Genomic DNA, 20,943 nt, shown 5'->3' on the forward strand with positions numbered 1-20,943 from the left:
ACTTTCCGGCGGATGTAAGACCTTCGATTGATGTCGCTGGGACCGCCCGTCCGTAATGTCGGCGGGGTGAAGCACCTCCAGCCGGCGCACCGACTGTTCCGGGACCGCCCGCCGCTCTCCCTCGTCCTGCTCCTCGGGCCGCCCGTCCTGTGTGCCGTCGCCGCGTCGCACGAGTTGCTCTACAACCGGTCCGGAGTGCTGAACTGGGTGCTGGCGCTCGCGGTGATCTGTCCCCTCGTGCTGCGCCGCCGGGCTCCGGTCGCCGTGTTCTGGTTCTGCTGGGCCGTGGCGATGGGGACCTGGGCACTGGGTACGGTCTCGTTCTCCGAGTTCGCGGTGCTCGTCGCGCTCTACACGGTCGCCGCCCACCGAGGTCTGCGGCACTCGCTTACCGCCGCGGCGGCCGTCGAACTCGGCGTCGTCCTGGTGGCGGTGCGGTTCGCGCCGGCCGGAAGTGTCAACGACGCCTTCGTCATCCTCAGCGGGCTGGCCGCCGCGGCGTTCTTCCTCGGCACCACCGTGCGGGCGCAGCGCCGCTACCTCGCCTCCATCGAGGACCGCGCGGAGCGCCTGGAACAGGAGCGCGCCCAGCAGGCGCAGCTCGCAGCGGCGGCCGAACGCACCCGGATCGCGCGGGAGATGCACGACATCGTCGCCCACGGCCTGGTCGTCGTCGTCGCCCTCTCCGAGGCCGCCGCCGCGACCACGGCGACCGATCCGGAGGGTGCCCGCGCGAAGATGCTCCAGGCCGCGTCGACCGGCCGGCAGTCCCTCGCCGGAATGCGCCGCCTCCTCGGCGTCCTGCGGGCCGACGACGGCGGCGAACGGGCCCCGCAGCCGGACCTCGGCTCGCTCAAGGCTCTGGTGGACGAGGCCCGCGGCACCGGCCTGGACGTACGGCTGACCGAGACCGGCAGCCCGGAGACCCTGAGCGCCGAGGCACAGACGACGCTCTACCGGATCCTCCAGGAGTCACTCACGAACGTCGTCAAGCACGCCCGGGACGCCTCGACGGTGGACGTCGTCCTGCACTGCGGCGGTGACCTGGTCGGCTTCAGCGTCACCGACGACGGCAGACCGGCCCCCGGGACCGGCTCCGAAGGGCATGCCGGGAACGGACTGACCGGGATGCGGGAACGGGTCGCCATGTTCGACGGCGCCCTCCGGGCGGGACCCACCGGCTCCGGATGGGCCGTCTCCGGAGAACTGAAGCTGGGGGAACCGCGATGACCATCTCCGTCCTCCTCGCCGACGACCAGGCACTCGTCCGCATGGCCTTCCGCAGCCTCCTCGACACGATGCCGGGGATCACCGTCGTCGGCGAAGCCGCCAACGGGGAGGAGGCGGTCGACCTCGCGCGGCGCACGCTCCCGGACGTGGTGCTCATGGACGTACGGATGCCCGTCATGGACGGCATCGAGGCGACCCGGCGCATCACGGCCACCTCGCCCTGCCGCGTCCTCATCCTCACCACCTTCGACCTCGACGAGTACGCCTTCCAGGGCCTCCGCGCCGGAGCCTGCGGATTCCTCCTCAAGGACGTCGTCCCGGCCGTGCTGCAGGCGGCGATCCGCGCCGTGGCCTCCGGCGACGCCGTCCTCACCCCGCGCATCACCCGCGGTCTCGTCGACCGCTTCGCCCAGATCGCGCCCTGGCCCCACGCCGACGACGCGGGCACGCGCTTCCCCCAACTCACCGCCCGCGAAAGGGAGGTGTTCCACCTCATCGCCGCAGGCCTCTCGAACGCCGAGATCGCGGAACGCCTCTTCCTCACCGAGGCCACCGTCAAGACCCACATCACCCGCATCCTCACCAAGCTGCAGCTCCGCGACCGGGTCCAGGTCGTGATCTTCGCCTACGAACATCAACTGCGCACGCACGGCGGATAGCCTGAAGTCTCGCCCTTCTCGTGATCGATTGTCGGGAATGCAGGCGCGGAACGGGCAGGCGCTCGTCCCGTCCTACGGCACTCGGTCGCGGACTGCGAAGAGGCATCCCTCCGGGGCAGACCCTGACGGTGCGCCGAGCCGGACCATGCCCGGCTGTTGCCGGTCACCCGGGTCGCGAAAACGCATTCAGCCTGTGGGCGTGCCGATCTGGTTCCGATCCAGGAGAGAGCGGCAGGGCCGGCGGTACGGGCAGCACAGTGGTCATCGCTCGTCACGCTCCAGGAGCCGTCGCAGGAGCTGCTCTTCGCCGGAGCCGAGCTGGGCGACGAAGCGGGCCAGGACCGTCTCCCGGTCGGTGTCCCGGTCGAGTTCGGTGTGCATGCGCCGGGCGGTCAGGCCGGGGGCGTCCTCCACGGGGAGGTAGGCGTAGCCGCGCCCCTGGCGCTCTCGGCTGACGACGCCCTTCTCGTGCAGACGGGCCAGCGTCGTCGCCACCGTCGTCCGGGCCAGGCCGAAGCCGAGTTCGCTCCGCACCCGTCCTGGCGTGAGCGGGGCTCCGGCGTCCCGCAGCGCGACCATGACGGCGGTCTCCAGCTCCCCGGCCGACCGCCTCTCGTAACTCGCGTGGGTCATGGGAAGGTCCTCACCCTGACTTCGTCTACAGTTCAGTAGACCGTCTACAGGATTGTAGTCGCTTGACGGATGGAAGCGTGGCAGCGATCCGACGCTCCAGACGAAGAAATGAAGGGGCTCCACGATGACCACAGCCATGCACCTGGCGTCGCAGCTCGCTGTCAATGTGCTGGACGCCCGGTCCCTGCTGTCCGCCTTCGGCGTGCTGGGCGTGGGTGTGGTGCTGTTCGCCGAGACGGGGCTGCTGATCGGTTTCTTCCTCCCCGGCGACTCGCTGCTGTTCACGGCGGGTCTGCTGTGTACCGGCGCCGCCGACCGCGGCCTGAAGCTGTCGCTCGCCCCGCTCCTGGTCGCGGCGGCGGTGGGGGCGGTGGCGGGCTCGCAGTGCGGCTACCTCCTGGGCCGACGAGCGGGCGGCGCCCTGCTGGCCCGCAGCCGCTCGGCCCGCTTGCACGAGGGGGCGAAACGGGCTGAGGAACTGCTGGAGCGGTATGGGTACGCGAAGGCGATCGTGCTGGCCCGCTTCGTACCGGTGGTGCGCACGGTCCTGAACCCGATGGCGGGCGCCCTCGGGGTACCGGTGCGGACATTCACCGTGTGGCAGGTGACCGGCGGACTGGTGTGGAGCCTGGGTCTCACCCTGGCGGGCTACGCGCTGGGCTCGTCCGTGCCGAACGTGGACCGGTACCTGCTGCCGATGGTCGCCGTGATCGTGACCCTGTCCCTGATCCCACTCGCCGCCGAGGTGTACCGCTCACGCAGGGACGCGAAGGCGAAGGAGATCCGCGGATGATCCGCGCCCTCGACGGCTCGTCCATCGACGGCTCGGCGTACACCGATGTGGTGAACCTCGCCCGCCACTCTCCGGCCTGGCTGGACGACACCGTGTCGGCATGGTCGACGTACGGACTCGCCTTGTTCGCCGTCCTGATGGTCGTCGGCTGGTGGCGTGCCCGGCGGGTGAACGCGACCGTGTCGGTGACCGCGCTCGCCGTGCCTTTCGTCGTGGTCGCGGCCTTCGGAGTGGACGCGGCGCTGAAGCTGCTGGTACGTGAGGACCGCCCCTGCCAGAGTCTGCACGTGGCCACACTGGAGGCGTGTCCGGCGCCCGGCGACTGGTCCTTCCCCAGCAACCACACGGCCATCGCCATCGCGGCCGCCATCGCCCTGCTGTTCGTCTCCCGCCGACTCGGCGCGATCGCCGTTGTGGCCGCCGGAGCGATGGCCGCTTCGCGGGTCTGGGTCGGCGTGCACTACCCGCACGACGTGATGGCAGGAGTCGCTGTGGGCGCCCTCACCGCGCTGCTCGTCATGCCTGCAGTGCGCAGGAGCGCAGGGGTGCTGGCCCTGCGACTCACGGCCACCCGTCTGCGTCCGCTGCTGGCGGCGCAATGAGCGAGAACAGTCGAGAACAGTAGGGAGAACCATGCGCCGGACGATCCTGGTCGTCGAGGACGATCACGCCCTGCGGGACGTGCTGATGCGCGGACTGCGCGACGAGGACTTCGACCCCGTCGCCGCTCCGGACGGCGCGACCGCCCTGCGCCTGGCCACCCCCGACGTCTCCGCCGCCGTACTCGACATCGGGCTGCCCGACGCCGATGGGCGGGACGTGTGCCAGGCGATGCGCGCGAATGGATTCCTCTCCCCCGTCATCTTCCTGACCGCCCATCACCGGCTCACCGACCGCCTGTCCGGATTCTCGGCCGGGGGCGACGACTACCTTCCCAAGCCGTTCCACCTCCCCGAACTCGCGGCCCGACTGCGGGCAGCCCTCAAGCGAGCCGCCCCGCCGCCCGCCACCCGGGCAGGAGACCTGGCCCTGGACGCCGTCCGGCACACGGTCACCGTCCGGGACACTCCCGTAGACCTGACGCCGACCGAGTTCCGTATTCTGGCCGCGCTCATGGCGGCTGCCGGTGGAGTCGTGAGCCGCCGCGACCTGGTTCGGGCGGGCTGGCCCGAAGGTGCCCAGGTTCACGACAACACCCTCGACCAGTACCTGACCCGCCTGCGCCGCAAACTCCGCGAGGCGGGCAGCGACCGCACGATCGGCACGGCCCGCGGCATCGGTCATCGCCTGTCATGAGCGACAGCCATCACCAGCCGCGACGGTCCGCCGCGACCGGGACTGCCCTTCTCCACCGCCTGGCACCCCGCACGCTGCGCGGCCGGCTCTCTCTGGTGGCCCTCATCACGGCCACGCTGCTGATGCTGGTCCTCACGGTCGCCTTCAACGCCGTGGCCCAGCGCCGCCTCCAGCACCAGGCGGACGACGAGTTGCGCGCCCGCGCCGCCGCCGTCGCGACGACGATCGACACCAGCGGCACGAAGGTACGTGTCCTGGAGACCTCTCACGACGACCTCCTCGACGCCAACGTGTGGATCTACTCCGGACGGCACCTGCTCGAACAGCCGCCGGCCGCAGGCCCGTTGACCCGGGTCGCCGACACGCTCGCCGCGCGGGGCGGACAGCGGTGCCTCACCACCACGGTCCATCGCCCCCTGCGCCTGTGCTCCCACCAGGTACCGGGAGCCGGGAACCGCGCCACGGTGGTCACCGCGCTGGACCTCTCCCCCTACCGCAGTTCGGCCGACACCCTGCTCGTGGGGTCCCTCGCCCTGGACGCCCTCATGCTCGCCTGCACCTACGCCCTGACCCGGCTGGCCGTCGGCCGCGCGCTGCGCCCCGTCCGCACGATGACCGACCAGGCCACCCAGTGGAGCGCGACCGCCTCCGAGGAACGGTTCGACAGCATGCACCACCCGGCCGAACTCGCCCGTCTCGGCACGTCGTTGGACGCCCTGCTGGACCGCATCCGCACCCTTCTGCGCCACGAACGTCAGCTCACCGGCGAACTCTCGCACGAACTGCGTACGCCCCTGAGCCGGATCATCGCCGAGCTCGACTGGTGGCAGGCCCACCCCCGCACCGCCGACCAGACTCACGCCACCCACCAGGTCATCGCGGACGCCGCCGAGTCCATGCGCACCATCTGCGACACCCTCCTGGACGACGCCCGCGACGGCACCCTCACCGCGCCGGGCACCGCCGAGGTCCTGCCCACGCTGCGCCGCCTCGCCGAAACCCTCGACACGCCAAGCCACTTGACGCTGATCATCGACGGACCCCACCTGACCGCCGGAGTCCCACCCGCCCTCCTCGAACGCATCGTCAGCCCACTCCTCACCAACGCCTGCCGCTACGCCCGCTCCGGCGTCACCCTCCAGGCGTGCCACGCGCCCAACGGCGCACGAGTCGACGTCATCGACGACGGCCCCGGCGTGCCGACCTCGTTCGCCCGACAGCTCTTCGAGCCCGGTCGACGCGCCGATCCCGACGACGGACACGGCGGCGCGGGCCTCGGACTGCCGCTGGCACGACGCCTGGCCCGATCCGCGGGCGGCGACGTGACCTACGATCCCGGGCACACGCCAGGGGCGCGGTTCGTGGTCAGCCTGCCTGCCGGGTGAGAGCGGCTGCGCTCGGCGATATCGGCGTTCCTGCCGTGCCGGAAGTATGTGCAGGAGGCGGCCAGAAACCCCGAGCCCAGTACAACCACCGTCCAGGCGAAGTTGACGCCCCGACACCCAAAAATGAACGTTTCCTCAGGTCAAGGACCTGCACAAGTGGGGCGGGTGGGACTCGAACCCACGGCCGACGGATTATGAGTCCGCTGCTCTAACCGGCTGAGCTACCGCCCCATTACGGCGCGTCGCGCACATTTGTACGCGCCGTCTGCCGCAGCATAGCCGCTCATACGATCTCCTGCTTCGGATGGTCGACTTCGCACGACCATGAGGACTTCGGCACGTCGCGAGCGGTTCCGGGGGACATGAAAAAGGACCCCAACGGGGTCCTCATCACTGCTTCCTCACTGCGCTCTCCCGACTGGACTCGAACCAGTAACCTGCCGGTTAACAGCCGGCTGCTCTGCCAATTGAGCTACGGAAGACCGAAGCTCCCCCGACTGGACTCGAACCAGTAACCTGCCGGTTAACAGCCGGCTGCTCTGCCAATTGAGCTACAGGGGAATGCCTCGTTGCATCGAACGTACCTCCCTGGGTATTCGCCAGGGGGCGTGTGCTCGCTGCGACACATACATTAGCGCAAGCAGGGGGGTGCTCCGCCAATCGGTTCCCCCGGCACCGATGCCGCGCCGGAGACCCGCGAGGGACTACGCAAGGGAAGGATGGCCGTCATGCGCTACAAGCTCACGTTCGTCGTCGGACTGGCTCTGGGTTACGTGCTGGGCACGCGGGCCGGACGCGAGCGCTACGAGCAGCTGAAGAAGTCGGCACGTCAGGTCGCGCAGAACCCGGCCGTCCGCAACACCGCCGAGACGGCGGCGCAGCAGGGCCGCCAGTACGCGGGCAAGGCGTACCACGCGGTCAGCGACAAGGTCGGCGACCGGGTCCCCGACTCGGTGGCGCAGCGCGTACGGTCCCTGCGTGAGCGCAACGCGAACGGTACGGGCGAGGACGACTGGGGCACCAGCAACACCTAGGGAGTCCCGACCCGGCGCCGTCACCTCCCGCAGTACGGCAGAATTTCCGCCATGGGGATAGTCGCCGGGTTGGACAGTTCGCCCGATTTCACTCGTATCGTCGTCTGCGACACGGACACAGGGTCCGTGCTCAGGCAGGGATATGCGCCGCATCCGGTCGAAACCGAGACCGAGGGCGGCGGGCGGCCCTCCGATGTCGATCCACAGGCCTGGCTGTTGTCGCTGGGCGAGGCGGCCGGCGGGGGGCTGCTCGAAGGTGTGCAGGCCATCGGTGTGTCCGCGCAGCAGAACGCGCTCGTGCCGGTGGACTCGCAGGGCAACACCGTGCGGCCCGCGATGGTCGGCGGTGACAAGCGGGCGCAGGTCGCGGCGGCCGATCTGATCGACGCGCTCGGCGGGCGCGAGGCGTGGGCGCAGGCGGTGGGTTCCGTACCGCAGGCCGCGCAGCCCGTCACCAAGCTCCGCTGGCTGAACAGGACCGAGCCCGACAACGCACGGCGTACCGCCGCGCTGCTGCAGGCTCATGACTGGCTGGTGTGGCAGCTTCTCGGGCGGCCCGTGCGGAGGACGACCGATCGGGGCGGGGCCTCCGGGACCGGCTACTGGTCCGCCGCCAGTGGCGGTTACCGGCCCGATCTCGTCGAACTCGCCCTCGGCCACCAGGCGATGCTCCCCGAGGTGATCGGTCCCTCGGACGCGGCCGGTACGACTCCGGAAGGGCTGCTGATCTCCGCCGGTACCGGCGAGACCATGGCCGCCGCCTTCGGGCTCGGGATCGGGTTCGGGGACGCGGTCGTGTCGCTCGGCGCCTCCGGGTCCGTCATGGCCGTGCACCACGAGGCACTCGTCGACCAGAGCGGGATGATCACCTCGCTGGCCGACGCGACCGGGATGCATCTGCCGGTCGTCACCACGCTGAATGCCGTACGGACCCTGCGCGGCGCCGCCGAACTGCTCGGGCTGCCCGATCTGGAGAGTCTGTCCGAGCTGGCGATGAAATCGACGCCGGGGGCGCACGGGCTCGTGTTCCTGCCGTATCTGGAGGGTGAGCGGACGCCCAATCTGCCGCACACCGCCGGGACGTTGGCCGGGCTGCGGCGGGAGTCGATGAAGGCGGAGCATCTGGCGCGGGCCGCCTTCGAGGGCATGCTGTGCGGGCTCGCGGACGCGCTGGACGTGCTGCGCGGGCGCGGTGTGGCCGTACGGCGGCTCTTCCTGCTCGGGTCGGCCGCCGAACTGCCCGCCGTGCAGGCTGCGGCGCCCGCGCTCTTCGGGACGCAGATCGTCGTACCGCAGCCCGCCGACTACGCCGCGATCGGCGCCGCCCGGCAGGCCGCCTGGGCGCTCGGTGTCTCGCAGGGCACCCTCGACCCGCGCAACCCGCCGCCCTGGCAGGGACCGGTCGCCCAGGTCTTCGAGCCGGGCGATGAACTGGCCGTAGGACAGGCCGTGCGGCAGCAGTACGTGTCCGTACGGGAACAGACCCATCCGGGCGCGTTCCGCTCGTAGGTACACACCAGCGCCGGCGCGAATAAGGCACTTAGGGGTACATAAGGGGCCGTAGCGCACTGCTGTTGGCTTAATCGGTTGAGGTAACGCGGGTGGAGTGTCCGACGATAGGGGCGAGGGGCACACCGCCCGCCCTCCACCCGCCGACTCCGAGAGACCCAGCGTGCTCATACGACTTCTGCGGACCTATCTCAGGCCCTACAGGAAACCCATCCTCCTGCTGGTGCTGCTGCAGTTCCTGCAGACCTGCGCCACCCTCTACCTGCCCACTCTGAACGCGCACATCATCGACAACGGTGTCGTGAAGGGGGACACCGGATACATCCTGTCCTTCGGCGCCCTGATGATCGGGATCTCACTGGTCCAGGTCGTGTGCAACACGGGTGCCGTCTACTACGGCGCGCGCACTGCCTCCGCCGTCGGCCGGGACATCCGGGGTGCCATCTTCGACCGGGTGCAGTCGTTCTCGGCCCGCGAGGTCGGCCAGTTCGGCGCGCCCTCGCTGATCACCCGGACGACCAATGACGTCCAGCAGGTCCAGATGCTGGCCCTGATGACGTTCACCCTGCTGGTGTCGGCGCCGATCATGTGCGTCGGCGGGATCATCCTGGCGCTCGGTCTGGATGTGCCGCTGTCCGGGGTGCTGATCGCGGTGGTGCCGACGCTGACCGTCTGCGTGACGCTGATCGTGCGCCGGCTGCGGCCGCTGTTCCGGTCGATGCAGGTGCGCCTCGACGCGGTGAACCGGGTGCTGCGCGAGCAGATCACCGGCAACCGCGTGATCCGTGCCTTCGTCCGGGACGAGTACGAGAAGGACCGGTTCCGCAAGGCCAACAGCGATCTCACCGAGATGCAGCTGAAGACCGGCAACCTGCTCGCGCTCATGTTCCCCGTGGTCATGACGACCGTGAACCTGTCGTCGATCGCCGTCGTGTGGTTCGGCGCGCACCGGATCGCCAGCGGCGGGATGCAGATCGGTGATCTGACCGCGTTCCTCGCCTATCTGATGCAGATCGTGATGTCCGTGATGATGGCCACCTTCATGTTCATGATGGTGCCGCGCGCGGAGGTCTGTGCCGAGCGCATCGAGGAGGTCCTCGACACCGAGTCCAGTGTCGTGCCGCCGCTCGCGCCCGTCACCGAGCTGCGCCGGCACGGGCATCTGGAGGTCCGCGGGGTCGGCTTCTGCTACCCGGGCGCCGAGGAACCCGTACTGAAGTCCATCGACCTGGTGGCCCGCCCGGGCGAGACGACGGCCGTGATCGGCTCGACCGGCAGCGGAAAGTCCACCCTTCTGAGTCTGGTCCCGCGCCTGGTCGACACGACCGACGGCGAGGTCCTCGTCGACGGTGTCGACGTGTCGACCATCGACCCGGTGCTGCTGGCCAAGACGGTCGGCCTGGTCCCGCAGAAGCCGTACCTCTTCGCGGGCACGGTCGCGACCAACCTCCGCTACGGCAATCCCGACGCGACGGACGAGGAGTTGTGGCACGCGCTGGAGGTGGCGCAGGCCAAGGGCTTCGTCGAGGGGCTGGAGAACGGACTGGACTCCCCCATCGCGCAGGGCGGCACGAATGTCTCCGGCGGTCAGCGGCAGCGGCTCGCGATCGCGCGCACGCTGGTGCAGCGGCCGGAGATCTACCTCTTCGACGACTCCTTCTCCGCCCTCGACTACGCGACCGACGCGGCGCTGCGGGCGGCCCTCGCGCACGAGACCGCCGAGGCGACCGTGGTGATCGTGGCGCAGCGGGTGGCGACCATCAGGGACGCCGACCGGATCGTCGTACTCGACGAGGGACGGGTCGTGGGGACGGGCCGGCACCACGAACTGATGGCGGACAACGAGACGTACCGAGAGATCGTGCTCTCCCAGCTCACGGAAGCGGAGGCTGCCTGATGGCCGGGCCCATGGGGCGGATGATGGCCGGGACGGGCCCCGACGCCCGTTCGATGGACTTCAAGGTGTCCGGCAAGCGGCTGATCGGCCAGTTCAGGCCGGAGCGGCTGACCATCGGCATCCTGCTGGTGTGCGTGGTGATCAGCGTCGGCCTGAACGTGGTCGGGCCGAAGATCCTCGGCAACGCCACCGACCTGGTCTTCGCGGGCATCATCGGGCGGCAGATGCCGGCCGGGACGACCAAGGCGCAGGCCCTCCAGGCGATGCGCGACCGGGGCCAGGGTTCGGTCGCGGACATGCTCAAGAGCACGGACTTCACGCCGGGCAAGGGCATCGACTTCACCTCGGTGGGGCATGTGCTGCTGCTCGCGCTGGGCACGTTCCTGGTGGCCGGGCTGCTGATGGCGGTGGCGACCCGGATGGTCAACCGGGCGGTCAACCGGACCATGTTCCGGCTGCGCGAGAGCGTGCAGACGAAGATGTCGCGGCTCCCGCTGTCGTACTTCGACAAGCGCCAGCGCGGTGAAGTGCTGTCTCGCGCGACCAACGACATCGACAACATCGGGCAGACCCTCCAGCAGTCGATGGGCCAGCTCATCAACTCGCTGCTCACCATCATCGGTGTCCTCGCGATGATGTTCTGGGTGTCATGGCTGCTCGCCCTGGTCGCGCTGGTGACCGTACCGCTGTCGTTCCTCGTCGCCACCCGCATCGGCAAGCGCTCGCAGCCGCACTTCGTGCAGCAGTGGCGCTCGACGGGCAAGCTCAACGCGCACGTCGAGGAGATGTACACCGGCCACACCCTGGTGAAGGTCTTCGGCCGCCAGGACGAGTCGGCACAACTCTTCGCCGAGCAGAACGACGCGCTGTACGAGGCGGGCTTCAAGGCGCAGTTCAACAGCGGTGTCATGCAGCCGCTGATGATGTTCGTCTCGAACCTCAACTACGTGCTGGTGGCCGTGGTCGGCGGCCTGCGGGTGGCGTCGGGCTCGTTGTCCATCGGTGACGTGCAGGCCTTCGTCCAGTACTCGCGCCAGTTCTCGATGCCGCTGACGCAGGTCGCGTCGATGGCGAACCTCGTCCAGTCCGGCGTAGCCTCCGCCGAGCGGATCTTCGAACTCCTCGACGCCGAGGAGCAGCAGCCCGACCCCATGCCGAGCGAACGCCCCGAGGAACTGCGCGGCCTCGTCGCCCTGGAGCACGTCTCCTTCCGCTACGACCCCGACAAGCCGCTCATCGAGGACCTCTCGCTGACGGTGGAACCGGGTCACACGGTCGCGATCGTCGGCCCCACCGGCGCCGGCAAGACCACCCTCGTCAACCTCCTCATGCGGTTCTACGAGGTCTCCGGCGGGCGCATCACCCTCGACGGCGTCGACATCGCGCGGATGTCCCGGGACGAACTCCGCGCCGGCATCGGCATGGTGCTCCAGGACACCTGGCTGTTCGGCGGCTCCATCGCCGACAACATCGCGTACGGGGCCTCTCGCGAGGTCACCCGGGGCGAGATCGAGGAGGCGGCGCGGGCGGCGCACGCAGACCGGTTCGTCCGTACGCTGCCCGACGGCTACGACACGGTCATCGACGACGAGGGCACGGGCGTCAGCGCCGGTGAGAAGCAGCTCATCACCATCGCGCGGGCGTTCCTGTCCGACCCGACGATCCTCGTCCTCGACGAGGCGACGTCGTCGGTCGACACCCGTACGGAGGTCCTGATCCAGAAGGCCATGGCCAAACTCGCCCATGGCCGCACCTCGTTCGTGATCGCGCACCGGCTCTCCACGATCCGGGACGCGGACACGATCCTCGTCATGGAGAACGGCTCCATCGTCGAACAGGGCGCGCATGCGGACCTGTTGGCGGCGGACGGGGCGTATGCGCGGTTGTACAAGGCGCAGTTCGCGCAGGCGGTGGCGGAAGTGGACTAACGGTTGTTGTTCGGCTGACGGCCCGTCGTGGCTGGTCGCGCAGTTCCCCGCGCCCCTAAAGGCACCTCGGCTGAGGTCCTTTTCAGGGACGCGGGGGCCCTGGAAGAACAGGGCGCGCCCGGCGTTTTTAGGGGCGCGGGGAACTGCGCGACCAGCCCCCACCGATCCGCACCCGGCATCAATCCAGATAACCCCTCAGCTGATCCGCAAAAGCATGATCCCGCAGCTTGTTGAGCGTCTTCGACTCGATCTGCCGTATCCGCTCCCGGGTCACGCCAAAGATGCGGCCGATCTCCTCCAGCGTGCGCGGACGCCCGTCAGCCAGCCCGTACCGCAGCTGTACGACCTTCCGCTCGCGCTCCCCCAGCGTCGACAGGACCGCCTCCAGGTGCTGCCTGAGGAGGATGAACGCGGCCGACTCCACGGGGCTGGTGGCGTCGCCGTCCTCGATCAGGTCGCCGAGGGCAACGTCGTCCTCCTCCCCCACCGGCGCGTGCAGCGAAACCGGCTCCTGAGCCAGCCGGAGCACCTCGCTGACGCGCTCGGGAGCGAGGTCGAGATGGTCGGCCACCTCTTCCGGCGTCGGCTCGTAGCCGCGCTCCTGAAGCATCCGGCGCTGGACGCGGACGACCCGGTTGATCAGCTCGACGACATGCACCGGGACGCGAATCGTGCGGGCCTGGTCGGCGAGGGCGCGGGACATGGCCTGGCGGATCCACCAGGTCGCGTACGTCGAGAACTTGTAGCCGCGGGCGTAGTCGAATTTCTCAACTGCCCTGATCAGGCCGAGGTTTCCCTCCTGGACGAGGTCGAGCATGGTCAGCCCGCGCCCGACGTACCTCTTCGCCACGGAGACGACGAGCCGCAGGTTCGCCTCGATCAGGCGGCGCTTGGCCATCCGGCCCATGACGACCAACTTGTCCAGGTCGAGGGCGAGTTGGCTGTCCAGGTCGGTCGCGCCGCCGAGCTTCTCCTCGGCGAACAGGCCGGCCTCGACGCGGCGGGCGAGGTCGACCTCCTCGGCCGCGGTGAGCAGCGGGATACGGCCGATCTCGCGCAGGTACTGGCGGAACAGGTCCGAGGAGGGCGCGCCGTTGTCGGCGGCGACCCGGCTGCGGGGCCGTACGGCGGCCTCGGCGGTCTCCACCGCTTCGGCCGTCGGTTCTTCGAGCTCGGGCGGGCTCTCCGGGTCCGCGGTCTCGGGGTGGTGCGCGGCACGGCTCTGCGGGGGGACGGTCGCGAGGACATCGGTCTCCGCTTCCGGTTCCGCGCCGTCCGTCGTGCTGGTCTCGGTCTGGTCGAGGGTCTGGGTCTGCACGGGGGCGACCTCCAGGATGATCGCTGCCAGGGGGTACGGCAGCGGTACTTCAGGGGCGGATTCGACGGCCTCGCCGCTGTCCGTCCCGTACTCGATGAGCGGAACCGCGGGGGTGAAGGACCCGCTGGGGACGGATCGGCCGCGCTCCGAGGACTCAGGCACCGGAACCCAGTGTGGAGTACGACACATCGCCGCCACGAGGGGCGTGCGGTGACTTTTTGAGTCCGTCCCGTGACTACGTGCTCAGAGCGCTGTGGCGCCGTGCACCTGGAGTGCCTGGTCGTACTGCTGAAGTACCCACAACTCGTTCTGTACGGCGGCCAGTTCCGCCGAGTCTCCGTGGCTGCCGAGGCGGGTGAGCGTGCCCTGGATGTCGCCGATGCGGCGCACTACGGCTCTTCGGCGGACGGTGACGAGCTGCTCGCCCGCGTAGTTCTCGTCGACCGTGCGGCGCATGATCGCCTCGACGGCCAGCTCGGTGACCATCGCGCGGACCGCGTCGTCAGGTGCCGCCTCGCGGACGCGGACGAGGTAGTCCTGGGCGTCCTGGAGACCGTACTCGGCGCCGCCCGCCTCGATGATCGCCTCGCGTACGGCCGCGTAGGGCGGGGCGGTGAACTCGTCCACGCCGTACGCGTCGAAGGCCGGGGAGACCAAGTCGGGGCGCTGGAGGGCGAGTTTGAGGAGTTCGCGTTCGGTGGCGAAGACCGGGTTGCGCAGGGTGAGGGCGGGGCCGCCGGTGGGGGTGCGGGGGGTGGTGTCGTACGGCTGCTGGGCGGCGCCGCGTGCCGGCGCGGGGCCCTTGCCACCGCGGTCGCGGGCCCAACGGGCCAGCTGGGCAACGCGCTTGACCACGAACTGGGTGTCGAGGATGCCGAGCATGCCGGCGAGCTGGACGGCGACCTCGTGCTGCGCGCCGCTGTTCTTGATGCGGGCGACGATCGGGGCGGCCTCGTCCAGGGCGGAGGCGCGGCCGGCCGGGGTGTCGAGGTCGTAGCGGACGACGATCTGGCGGAGCGCGAACTCGAAGAGCGGAGTGCGAGGTTCGACCAGGTCGGCGACCGCCTCGTCACCCTTGGCGAGGCGCAGCTCGCAGGGGTCCATGTTGTCCGGGGCGATCGCGATGTAGGTCTCGGCGGCGAACTTCTGGTCGTCCTCGAAGGCGCGCAGGGCCGCCTTCTGGCCGGCCGCGTCACCGTCGAAGGTGAAGATCACGCGCGCGCTGCCGTTGTCCATCAGGAGCCTGCGGAGGATCTTGATGTGGTCGCCGCCGAAGGCCGTGCCGCAGGTCGCGATGGCGGTGGTGACTCCGGCGAGGTGGCAGGCCATGACGTCGGTGTAGCCCTCGACGACGACCGCGCGGGACGACTTGGCGATGTCCTTCTTGGCGAGGTCGATGCCGTAGAGGACCTGCGACTTCTTGTAGATCGCGGTGTCGGGCGTGTTGAGGTACTTCGGGCCGTTGTCCGACTCGTAGAGCTTGCGGGCGCCGAAGCCGACGACCTCGCCGCCGATGTCGCGGATCGGCCACATCAGACGGCCGCGGAAGCGGTCGATGGGGCCGCGGCGGCCCTCCTGGGCGAGGCCGGAGAGGAGGATCTCCTTGTCGGTGAAGCCCTTGCCGCGGAGGAAGCGGGTGAGGTGGTCCCAGCCCTGCGGGCTGTAGCCGACGGAGAAGTGCTCGGCGGCGGACTGGTCGAAGCCGCGCTCGGCGAGGAACTTGCGGCCGGCGTCCGCCTCGGGGCTGACGGCGAGCTGCTCCATGTAGTAGTCGGCGGCGACCTTGTGGGCCTCGACCAGGCGGATGCGCTCGCCGCGCTGGTTGGCGGGGTTGTACCCGCCCTCCTCGTACCGCAGCGTGATGCCGGCCTGGGCGGCCAGGCGCTCGACCGACTCGGAGAACGTGAGGTGGTCGACCTTCATCACGAACGTGATGGTGTCGCCGCCCTCCTGGCAGCCGAAGCAGTGGAAGAGACCCTTGCTGGGGCTGACCTGGAAGGACGGCGACTTCTCGTCGTGGAACGGGCAGAGGCCCTTGAGGTTGCCGCCGCCCGCGTTCCGCAGCTGGAGGTACTCGGACACCACGGCGTCGATCGGGACCGCGTCCCGAACCGCCTTCACGTCCTCGTCGTTGATCCGTCCTGCCACGCGTGAATTCTACGGGGCCCGACTGACACCAGTGACGACGAGACGGTTCAGACGCCCAGGCTGTCCAGTGGAACGTGTGGGTCCGCAAGGGCCTCGGTGTCCACCTGTGCCCGGGAGCGGATGAGCTGCTGGATGGGCTCTGTGACGTCCCACACATTCACATTCATCCCGGCCAGCACGCGTCCCTCCTTCAGCCAGAAGGCGATGAACTCCCGTTTGCCCGCGTCTCCCCGGATCACCACTTCGTCGTAGGAGCCCGGGGGCGCCCAGCCGGAGTACTCCATACCCAAGTCGTACTGGTCGGAGAAGAAATAGGGCACGCGGTCGTAGGTGACGTCCTTGCCGAGCATCGCGCGGGCCGCCGCCGGGCCGCCGTTGAGGGCGTTCGCCCAGTGCTCCACCCGGAGGCGGGTGTCGAACAGGGCGTGGTGGAAGGCGGCCACATCGCCGGCCGCGTAGATGTCGGGGTCGGAGGTGCGCAGCCGTTCGTCGACGGCGATGCCGCCGCCGTGCGCGCGGTCGGCCAGCTCCAGTCCCGCCGCCTCGGCGAGCGCGGTGCGCGGGGCCGCGCCGATGGCCGCGAGGACGTCGTGCGCGGGGTGCTCCTCGCCGTCGTCGGTGCGGGCGGCGAGCACCATGCCGTCCTGGCCGACGATCTCGGTGAGCCTGGCGCCGAAGTGGAAGCGCACGCCGTGCTCGGCGTGCAGGTCGGCGAAGAGCTGGCCGAGTTCGGGGCCGAGGACGCCGTGCAGCGGCGTCTGGGACGGTTCCACGACGGTGACCTCGGCGCCGTACTCCCGGGCCGCCGCCGCGACCTCCAGGCCGATCCAGCCGCCGCCGGCGATCACCAGATGACCGTTGTCCCGGCCCAGGGACGCGAGAACGTTCTTGAGGCGCTCGGCGTGCGAGAGGCGGCGCAGGTGGTGGACGCCCGCGAGGTCCGTGCCCGGGATGTCGAGGCGGCGGGGCTCGGAGCCGGTGGCGATGAGCAACTTGTCGTAGCGGACCAGGGTGCCGTCGTCCCCGAAGCGGACCGTCTTCGCCGTACGGTCGATGGCGTCGACGGTCTGGCCGAGGTGCAGCTCGATGTCGTTCTGCGCGTACCAGGCGGGTTCGTGCACGAAGACGCTGTCGCGCTCCTCCTTACCGAGGAGGTAGCCCTTGGACAGCGGCGGGCGCTCGTACGGGTGGTCACGTTCGTCGCAGATCAGTATCACGCGGCCCGTGAAGCCCTCCGCTCGGAGCGTCTCGGCCGCCTTGGCGCCGGCCAGGCCTCCTCCGATGATGACGAACGTCTGATCCGCGTCGACCACTTGATGCCTCCTCGTAAGGGTGCCGCCATATGCGAGCGTCCCGCACGCAGTGTGATGGGGGAAGGGGGTGTGGCCCGATCAGGCCACGGAGGGTCACATTCGGGCTTGTTTCGCGTCACTGTGCCCCAGCGACGTGAGATGCGCGTGAAGAGACCGCGCCGACGCGTCCGTGAGGGACGCGATCTGATCGACGATCACACGTTTGCGGGCACGGTCGTCGGGCGCCTCGTCGAACTGGGCGCGGAACTGCGGCTCCAGACCGTCCGGGGCGCGGCTCGTGAGCACCTCGGCGAGTTCGGCGACCACGACGCGCTCGTCGGCGCGGATGCGCTCCTGCTCCGCGCGCTGCATCACGTACCGGTCGGCGACCGCCTTGAGGACCGCGCACTCCAGCCGTGCCTCGTGCGGTACGACGAGTTCGGCGTCGTAGCGGGTGAGGCGGCCGGTGCCGTACGCCGCGCGCGTGGCGGACTCGGCGGCCAGGCAGAAGCGGCCGATGAGCTGGCTGGTGGCGTCCTTGAGGCGGGCCTGCGCGACGGCCGAACCGTCGTAGCCGTGCGGCCACCACGGCTGGTTCTGGAGCCGGTCCAGCGCCTCGGCGAGTTCGTCAGGGGCCGTGTCCGCGGGGACGTAGCGGCCGATGGCGACCTTGAAGATCTCCTGGCGTTCCGGTTCGGCGTGCAGGCAGTTGGGGTCGATGTGGCCCGCGTGCAGGCCGTCCTCGACGTCGTGCACCGAGTACGCCACGTCGTCCGACCAGTCCATCACCTGGGCCTCGAAGCACGTGCGCGTGCCGGGGGCGCCCTTGCGGACCCAGTCGAAGACGGGTCTGTCGTCCTCGTAGACGCCGAACTTGGGGGACTTGGGGTCGGTGGGGTGTCCTCCGCGCGGCCAGGGGTACTTGGTGGCGGCGTCGAGGGCGGCACGGGTGAGGTTGAGGCCGACGCTCACCATCTCGCCTGTCGTGTCACTTCTTACGAAGCGCTTCGGTTCGATGCGGGTGAGGAGTCTGAGGGACTGCGCGTTGCCCTCGAAGCCGCCGCAGTCGTCGGCGAATTCGTTGAGTGCCTGTTCGCCGTTGTGGCCGAAGGGGGGGTGTCCCAGGTCGTGGGAGAGGCAGGCCGCTTCGACCAGGTCCGGGTCGCAGCCGAGGGCTGCGCCGAGTTCGCGGCCCACCTGGGCGCACTCCAGGGAGTGGGTCAGGCGGGTGCGGGGGCTGGCGTCCCAGGCCTGGCTGCGGGTTCCTGGGGTGACGACCTGGGTTTTGCCGGCGAGGCGGCGTAGGGCGGCGGAGTGGAGAATTCGGGCGCGGTCGCGTTGGAAGGCGGTTCGGCCCGGGCGTTTGTCGGGCTCTGTCGCCCAGCGGTCGACTGACGTCGGGTCGTAGGGGTGGGGTGCTGCTGTGCCGTCCATGCTTCGACAGTAAGCGGCGGTAGTGACAATTCGGGAGTTGCGGGGCGCCTATGCGGTTGCCGGGTGCGGTTTGGTGGGCGGGTGCGGGTGCGTGGGGGCTGGTCGCGCAGTTCCCCGCGCCCCTTAGGGGGTGGCCCCGCCGTGGCTTTCAAGCCGAGGCCAGCTCCGGTTGCATGGGCGACCTTGTTTCCAGGGTCTGGTCGTAGCGGTGGAGGACCAGCCTCGCCATCGCGGGGTGGGCACCCAGGGGGGCCGATGCGATCCACGGGGCTGCCTCCGCGCACTGTGTCGCGAAGCGGCCCGGGGCCGTGAAGCAGGATGCCACTGCCACCCTGTGGTGGCCTCGGGCGGTGAGGGTGCGTACGGCCTCGGGGACCGTGGGGGTCGCCGCCGAGGCGTAGGCCGGGATTACGGGGACGCCCAGGCGGGCCGCCAGGAGGTGGGCCGTGCGGGTGGTGTCGAGCTTGGAGTCCGGGTCGCGGGAGCCTGCCGCCGCCAGGACCACGGCGCTCGCCCTGCGGGTCCTGTCGTCCGTCCTCGTTCGCCAACCCGCCTCCACCAGGCGGTCGTGGAGGGTCTCCACGAGGAGGGGGTGTGGGCCCAGAGGGGGTGCCACGCGCGTGCGTGCCTGGGCCTCCGCCGCCATCTCCGGCATGTCCTGCTTGACGTGGTAGCCGCGGGACAGGAGGAGGGGGACCAAGACGGCTTCCGCGGGGCCCAGTTGGGTGAGGGTGTCCGGGAGGCGGGGCTCGTTGAGTTCGATGTGGCCCAGGTGGACGGGGAGGCCGGGGCGGAGGTCGCGGACTCGGTCCGCGAGAGCTCGTACGGTGCTCAGGGCGCGTGGGTCGCGGCTGCCGTGGGCGACCAGGACGAGGGCGGGCGCGCTGCCGAGGGTGGACTCCTCGTGGGGTGGGATCGACGCCGTCATGGAGTGATGGTGACAGGGGGAGGTTGCCACCCCGTTGCACGGGAATCACGGGGCTTTTCCGGGGGTTCACGGTGGGGTGCCGGGCTGTGTGAGGCGATGTGACCTGCCGTTTCCGGGTTCACAGTGAAGCCGGTCACACTACGGGCGGCGAACCGTCACGGGTCACGGCGCGTCTGTGACTGTCGGAACCGAACGCGGAGGGGCCCCCTTGATCCGTCTGATGCGCCGCCTGAGACTTCGCCGGCCGCGACTGCCACGCACGCGTGCGGGGTGGCGGCAGCTCGCGCAGGGGGTGGCCCTCGGCTGTGTCCTCGCGCTGCTTCCGGCGACCTGGTTGTGGGTGTCCACGGCCGACCGCCTGCGGACCCTCCAGGACGTGCCGCGCACCGATGTCGCCGTGGTGTTCGGTGCCGGGCTGTGGGACGGCGAGCCGTCGCCGTATCTCGCGCACCGGCTGAACGCGGCGGCGACGCTGTACCGGGAGGGCCGGGTGAAGGTCGTCCTGGTGACCGGTGACAACAGCCGCAAGGACTACGACGAGCCGGACGCGATGCGCGTCTACCTGGCGAAGCACGGGGTGCCACGCGCGCGCGTGGTGACCGATTACGCCGGTTTCGACACCTGGGACTCCTGCGTCCGCGCCAAGAAGATCTTCGGCGTCGACAAGGCCGTACTCATCAGCCAGAACTTCCACATCCGGCGGGCGGTCGCGCTGTGCGACGCGGCGGGGGTCGACTCGTACGGCGTCGGTGTCGACGAATCGCACAACGCGACCTGGTACTACGGCGGCACCCGCGAGGTGTTCGCGGCGGGCAAGGCGGCGCTGGACCTGATGTTCCACCCCGATCCGCACTTCCTCGGGCCGAAGGAGACGGGCATCACGCGGGCACTGGCCTCCGGCAACTGAGGCCCGCAGCAACTGAGGCCCCTTCAGCGGCGGTTGATCCAGTCGCCGCCCTCGATCAGCTTGCCGTGGGTGCGGAGGCGGGCGGTGACGGCGGGGGCGGCGAGGTACACCCAGGCACGTACGGGCGTGCCGTCGGCGTCGCGGGTCACCTGGAGTTCGACGCGCTCGTAGAGGCTGTGCGGGTCGCCGGGGGCGTAGTCCTCAAGTCGGTCCAGTTCCCTGAGGAGTTGGGGGTAGGCCTCGGGGCGTGCGGTGACGAGTTCGCCGACGGTCACCGAGCCGGGGGCCTCGACGGCGTACGGGTAGCCGGGGCCGTCGTAGAGGGCGGCGCCGTCCAGCCGTGCCCGTTCCTCGGAGTCCGTGCGGCCGCGCAGGAAGAGGTCGTGGTTGGGCTCGCCGGGGCGGAGCGTGCCGTAGACGAAGAAGGGGAGGGGCGTCGAGGGGGTCGTCATCGCTCTCCTTGATCCCGGAAGTCTTTGCACGCGCTATGGACATGACATGTCATGGCCCCTTTAAATCTCATTCAACATCAACGCAGCCCCCACGCCCCCC

General features: G+C 70.0%; 18 protein-coding genes and 3 tRNA genes. 11 read left to right on the forward strand and 10 right to left on the reverse strand.

What is annotated here, in order from left to right:
- Positions 1–66: 66 nt before the first annotated feature.
- On the forward strand, positions 67–1,230 hold the full coding sequence (locus ACGFY9_RS24515; protein WP_393757353.1) for a sensor histidine kinase: 1,164 nt from the start codon (positions 67–69) through the stop codon (positions 1,228–1,230).
- The gene (locus ACGFY9_RS24520; RefSeq protein ID WP_393757355.1) at positions 1,227–1,889 is read left to right on the forward strand and encodes a response regulator; all 663 of its coding nucleotides are present in this window, start codon (positions 1,227–1,229) and stop codon (positions 1,887–1,889) included. The genes ACGFY9_RS24515 and ACGFY9_RS24520 overlap by 4 nt, the downstream gene beginning before the upstream one ends.
- A 261-nt stretch (positions 1,890–2,150) precedes the next feature.
- Here the strand turns inward: ACGFY9_RS24520 and ACGFY9_RS24525 are convergent, their stop codons facing one another.
- Positions 2,151–2,522, reverse strand: coding sequence for a BlaI/MecI/CopY family transcriptional regulator (locus ACGFY9_RS24525; protein ID WP_393757356.1), 372 nt, complete (start codon positions 2,520–2,522; stop codon positions 2,151–2,153).
- A gap of 124 nt (positions 2,523–2,646) precedes the next feature.
- On the opposite strand from ACGFY9_RS24525, the gene ACGFY9_RS24530 reads away from it, so the two are divergent.
- From ACGFY9_RS24530 to ACGFY9_RS24545, 4 genes are read left to right on the forward strand one after another with little or no spacing between them, the layout of a single operon-like run.
- Positions 2,647–3,315 (forward strand): DedA family protein, encoded by a 669-nt coding sequence (locus ACGFY9_RS24530; protein ID WP_393757358.1) that lies wholly within the window; start codon positions 2,647–2,649, stop codon positions 3,313–3,315.
- Positions 3,312–3,917, forward strand: coding sequence for a phosphatase PAP2 family protein (locus ACGFY9_RS24535; protein WP_393757360.1), 606 nt, complete (start codon positions 3,312–3,314; stop codon positions 3,915–3,917). Before ACGFY9_RS24530 ends, ACGFY9_RS24535 begins: the two co-directional genes overlap by 4 nt.
- Positions 3,918–3,948: 31 nt before the next feature.
- Positions 3,949–4,611 carry a response regulator transcription factor gene (locus tag ACGFY9_RS24540; protein WP_393757362.1) on the forward strand — a complete coding sequence of 221 codons (663 nt, stop codon included), beginning with the start codon at positions 3,949–3,951 and terminating at the stop codon, positions 4,609–4,611.
- Positions 4,608–5,996, forward strand: a complete 1,389-nt coding sequence (locus ACGFY9_RS24545; RefSeq protein ID WP_393757364.1) for a sensor histidine kinase — start codon at positions 4,608–4,610, stop codon at positions 5,994–5,996. Before ACGFY9_RS24540 ends, ACGFY9_RS24545 begins: the two co-directional genes overlap by 4 nt.
- A gap of 157 nt (positions 5,997–6,153) precedes the next feature.
- Here the strand turns inward: ACGFY9_RS24545 and ACGFY9_RS24550 are convergent.
- The 3 genes from ACGFY9_RS24550 to ACGFY9_RS24560 all read right to left on the reverse strand — a co-directional run bounded on the left by ACGFY9_RS24550 (position 6,154) and on the right by ACGFY9_RS24560 (position 6,557).
- Positions 6,154–6,227: transfer RNA gene (locus ACGFY9_RS24550), tRNA-Ile, on the reverse strand.
- Positions 6,228–6,405: 178 nt separating this feature from the next.
- Positions 6,406–6,478: transfer RNA gene (locus ACGFY9_RS24555), tRNA-Asn, on the reverse strand.
- A gap of 6 nt (positions 6,479–6,484) precedes the next feature.
- Positions 6,485–6,557, reverse strand: a tRNA-Asn gene (locus ACGFY9_RS24560).
- Between the two features lie 167 nt (positions 6,558–6,724).
- Between ACGFY9_RS24560 and ACGFY9_RS24565 the strand changes: the two genes are divergently transcribed.
- From ACGFY9_RS24565 to ACGFY9_RS24580, 4 genes are all read left to right on the forward strand, one after another.
- Entirely contained in the window at positions 6,725–7,030 is a 306-nt protein-coding gene (locus tag ACGFY9_RS24565; protein ID WP_020684218.1) for a hypothetical protein, read from the forward strand.
- A 51-nt stretch (positions 7,031–7,081) separates the two neighbouring features.
- On the forward strand, positions 7,082–8,539 hold the full coding sequence (locus ACGFY9_RS24570) for an FGGY family carbohydrate kinase (RefSeq protein WP_366491014.1): 1,458 nt from the start codon (positions 7,082–7,084) through the stop codon (positions 8,537–8,539).
- A gap of 163 nt (positions 8,540–8,702) precedes the next feature.
- Positions 8,703–10,436 (forward strand): ABC transporter ATP-binding protein, encoded by a 1,734-nt coding sequence (locus tag ACGFY9_RS24575; RefSeq protein WP_393757366.1) that lies wholly within the window; start codon positions 8,703–8,705, stop codon positions 10,434–10,436.
- Positions 10,436–12,364: an ABC transporter ATP-binding protein gene (locus ACGFY9_RS24580; protein ID WP_393757368.1), complete on the forward strand. Its 1,929-nt coding sequence runs from the start codon at positions 10,436–10,438 to the stop codon at positions 12,362–12,364. The genes ACGFY9_RS24575 and ACGFY9_RS24580 overlap by 1 nt, the downstream gene beginning before the upstream one ends.
- Positions 12,365–12,542: 178 nt before the next feature.
- Here the strand turns inward: ACGFY9_RS24580 and ACGFY9_RS24585 are convergent, their stop codons facing one another.
- From ACGFY9_RS24585 to ACGFY9_RS24605, 5 genes are all read right to left on the reverse strand, one after another.
- A complete protein-coding gene (locus ACGFY9_RS24585; protein WP_393757370.1) occupies positions 12,543–13,844 on the reverse strand; it encodes an RNA polymerase sigma factor in 1,302 nt (433 codons plus the stop codon).
- An 81-nt stretch (positions 13,845–13,925) separates the two neighbouring features.
- Complete coding sequence (gene dnaG / locus ACGFY9_RS24590) at positions 13,926–15,830, reverse strand: DNA primase (RefSeq protein ID WP_393757372.1); 1,905 nt, start codon at positions 15,828–15,830, stop codon at positions 13,926–13,928.
- A gap of 47 nt (positions 15,831–15,877) precedes the next feature.
- Entirely contained in the window at positions 15,878–17,143 is a 1,266-nt protein-coding gene (locus ACGFY9_RS24595) for an NAD(P)/FAD-dependent oxidoreductase (RefSeq protein WP_393757374.1), read from the reverse strand.
- 93 nt (positions 17,144–17,236) lie between these two features.
- Positions 17,237–18,556, reverse strand: coding sequence for a deoxyguanosinetriphosphate triphosphohydrolase (locus ACGFY9_RS24600; protein WP_393757376.1), 1,320 nt, complete (start codon positions 18,554–18,556; stop codon positions 17,237–17,239).
- A gap of 148 nt (positions 18,557–18,704) precedes the next feature.
- The gene (locus tag ACGFY9_RS24605; protein ID WP_393757378.1) at positions 18,705–19,484 is read right to left on the reverse strand and encodes a sirohydrochlorin chelatase; all 780 of its coding nucleotides are present in this window, start codon (positions 19,482–19,484) and stop codon (positions 18,705–18,707) included.
- Between the two features lie 220 nt (positions 19,485–19,704).
- Here ACGFY9_RS24605 and ACGFY9_RS24610 point away from each other — a divergent pair, with 220 nt between their 5' ends.
- Positions 19,705–20,391, forward strand: coding sequence for a vancomycin high temperature exclusion protein (locus ACGFY9_RS24610; RefSeq protein ID WP_393757438.1), 687 nt, complete (start codon positions 19,705–19,707; stop codon positions 20,389–20,391).
- 23 nt (positions 20,392–20,414) lie between these two features.
- Here the strand turns inward: ACGFY9_RS24610 and ACGFY9_RS24615 are convergent, their stop codons facing one another.
- Positions 20,415–20,843 (reverse strand): gamma-glutamylcyclotransferase family protein, encoded by a 429-nt coding sequence (locus tag ACGFY9_RS24615; protein WP_393757380.1) that lies wholly within the window; start codon positions 20,841–20,843, stop codon positions 20,415–20,417.
- Positions 20,844–20,943: the final 100 nt, after the last annotated feature.

The organism is Streptomyces sp. NPDC048504, assembly GCF_043200035.1.
GTDB lineage: Bacteria > Actinomycetota > Actinomycetes > Streptomycetales > Streptomycetaceae > Streptomyces.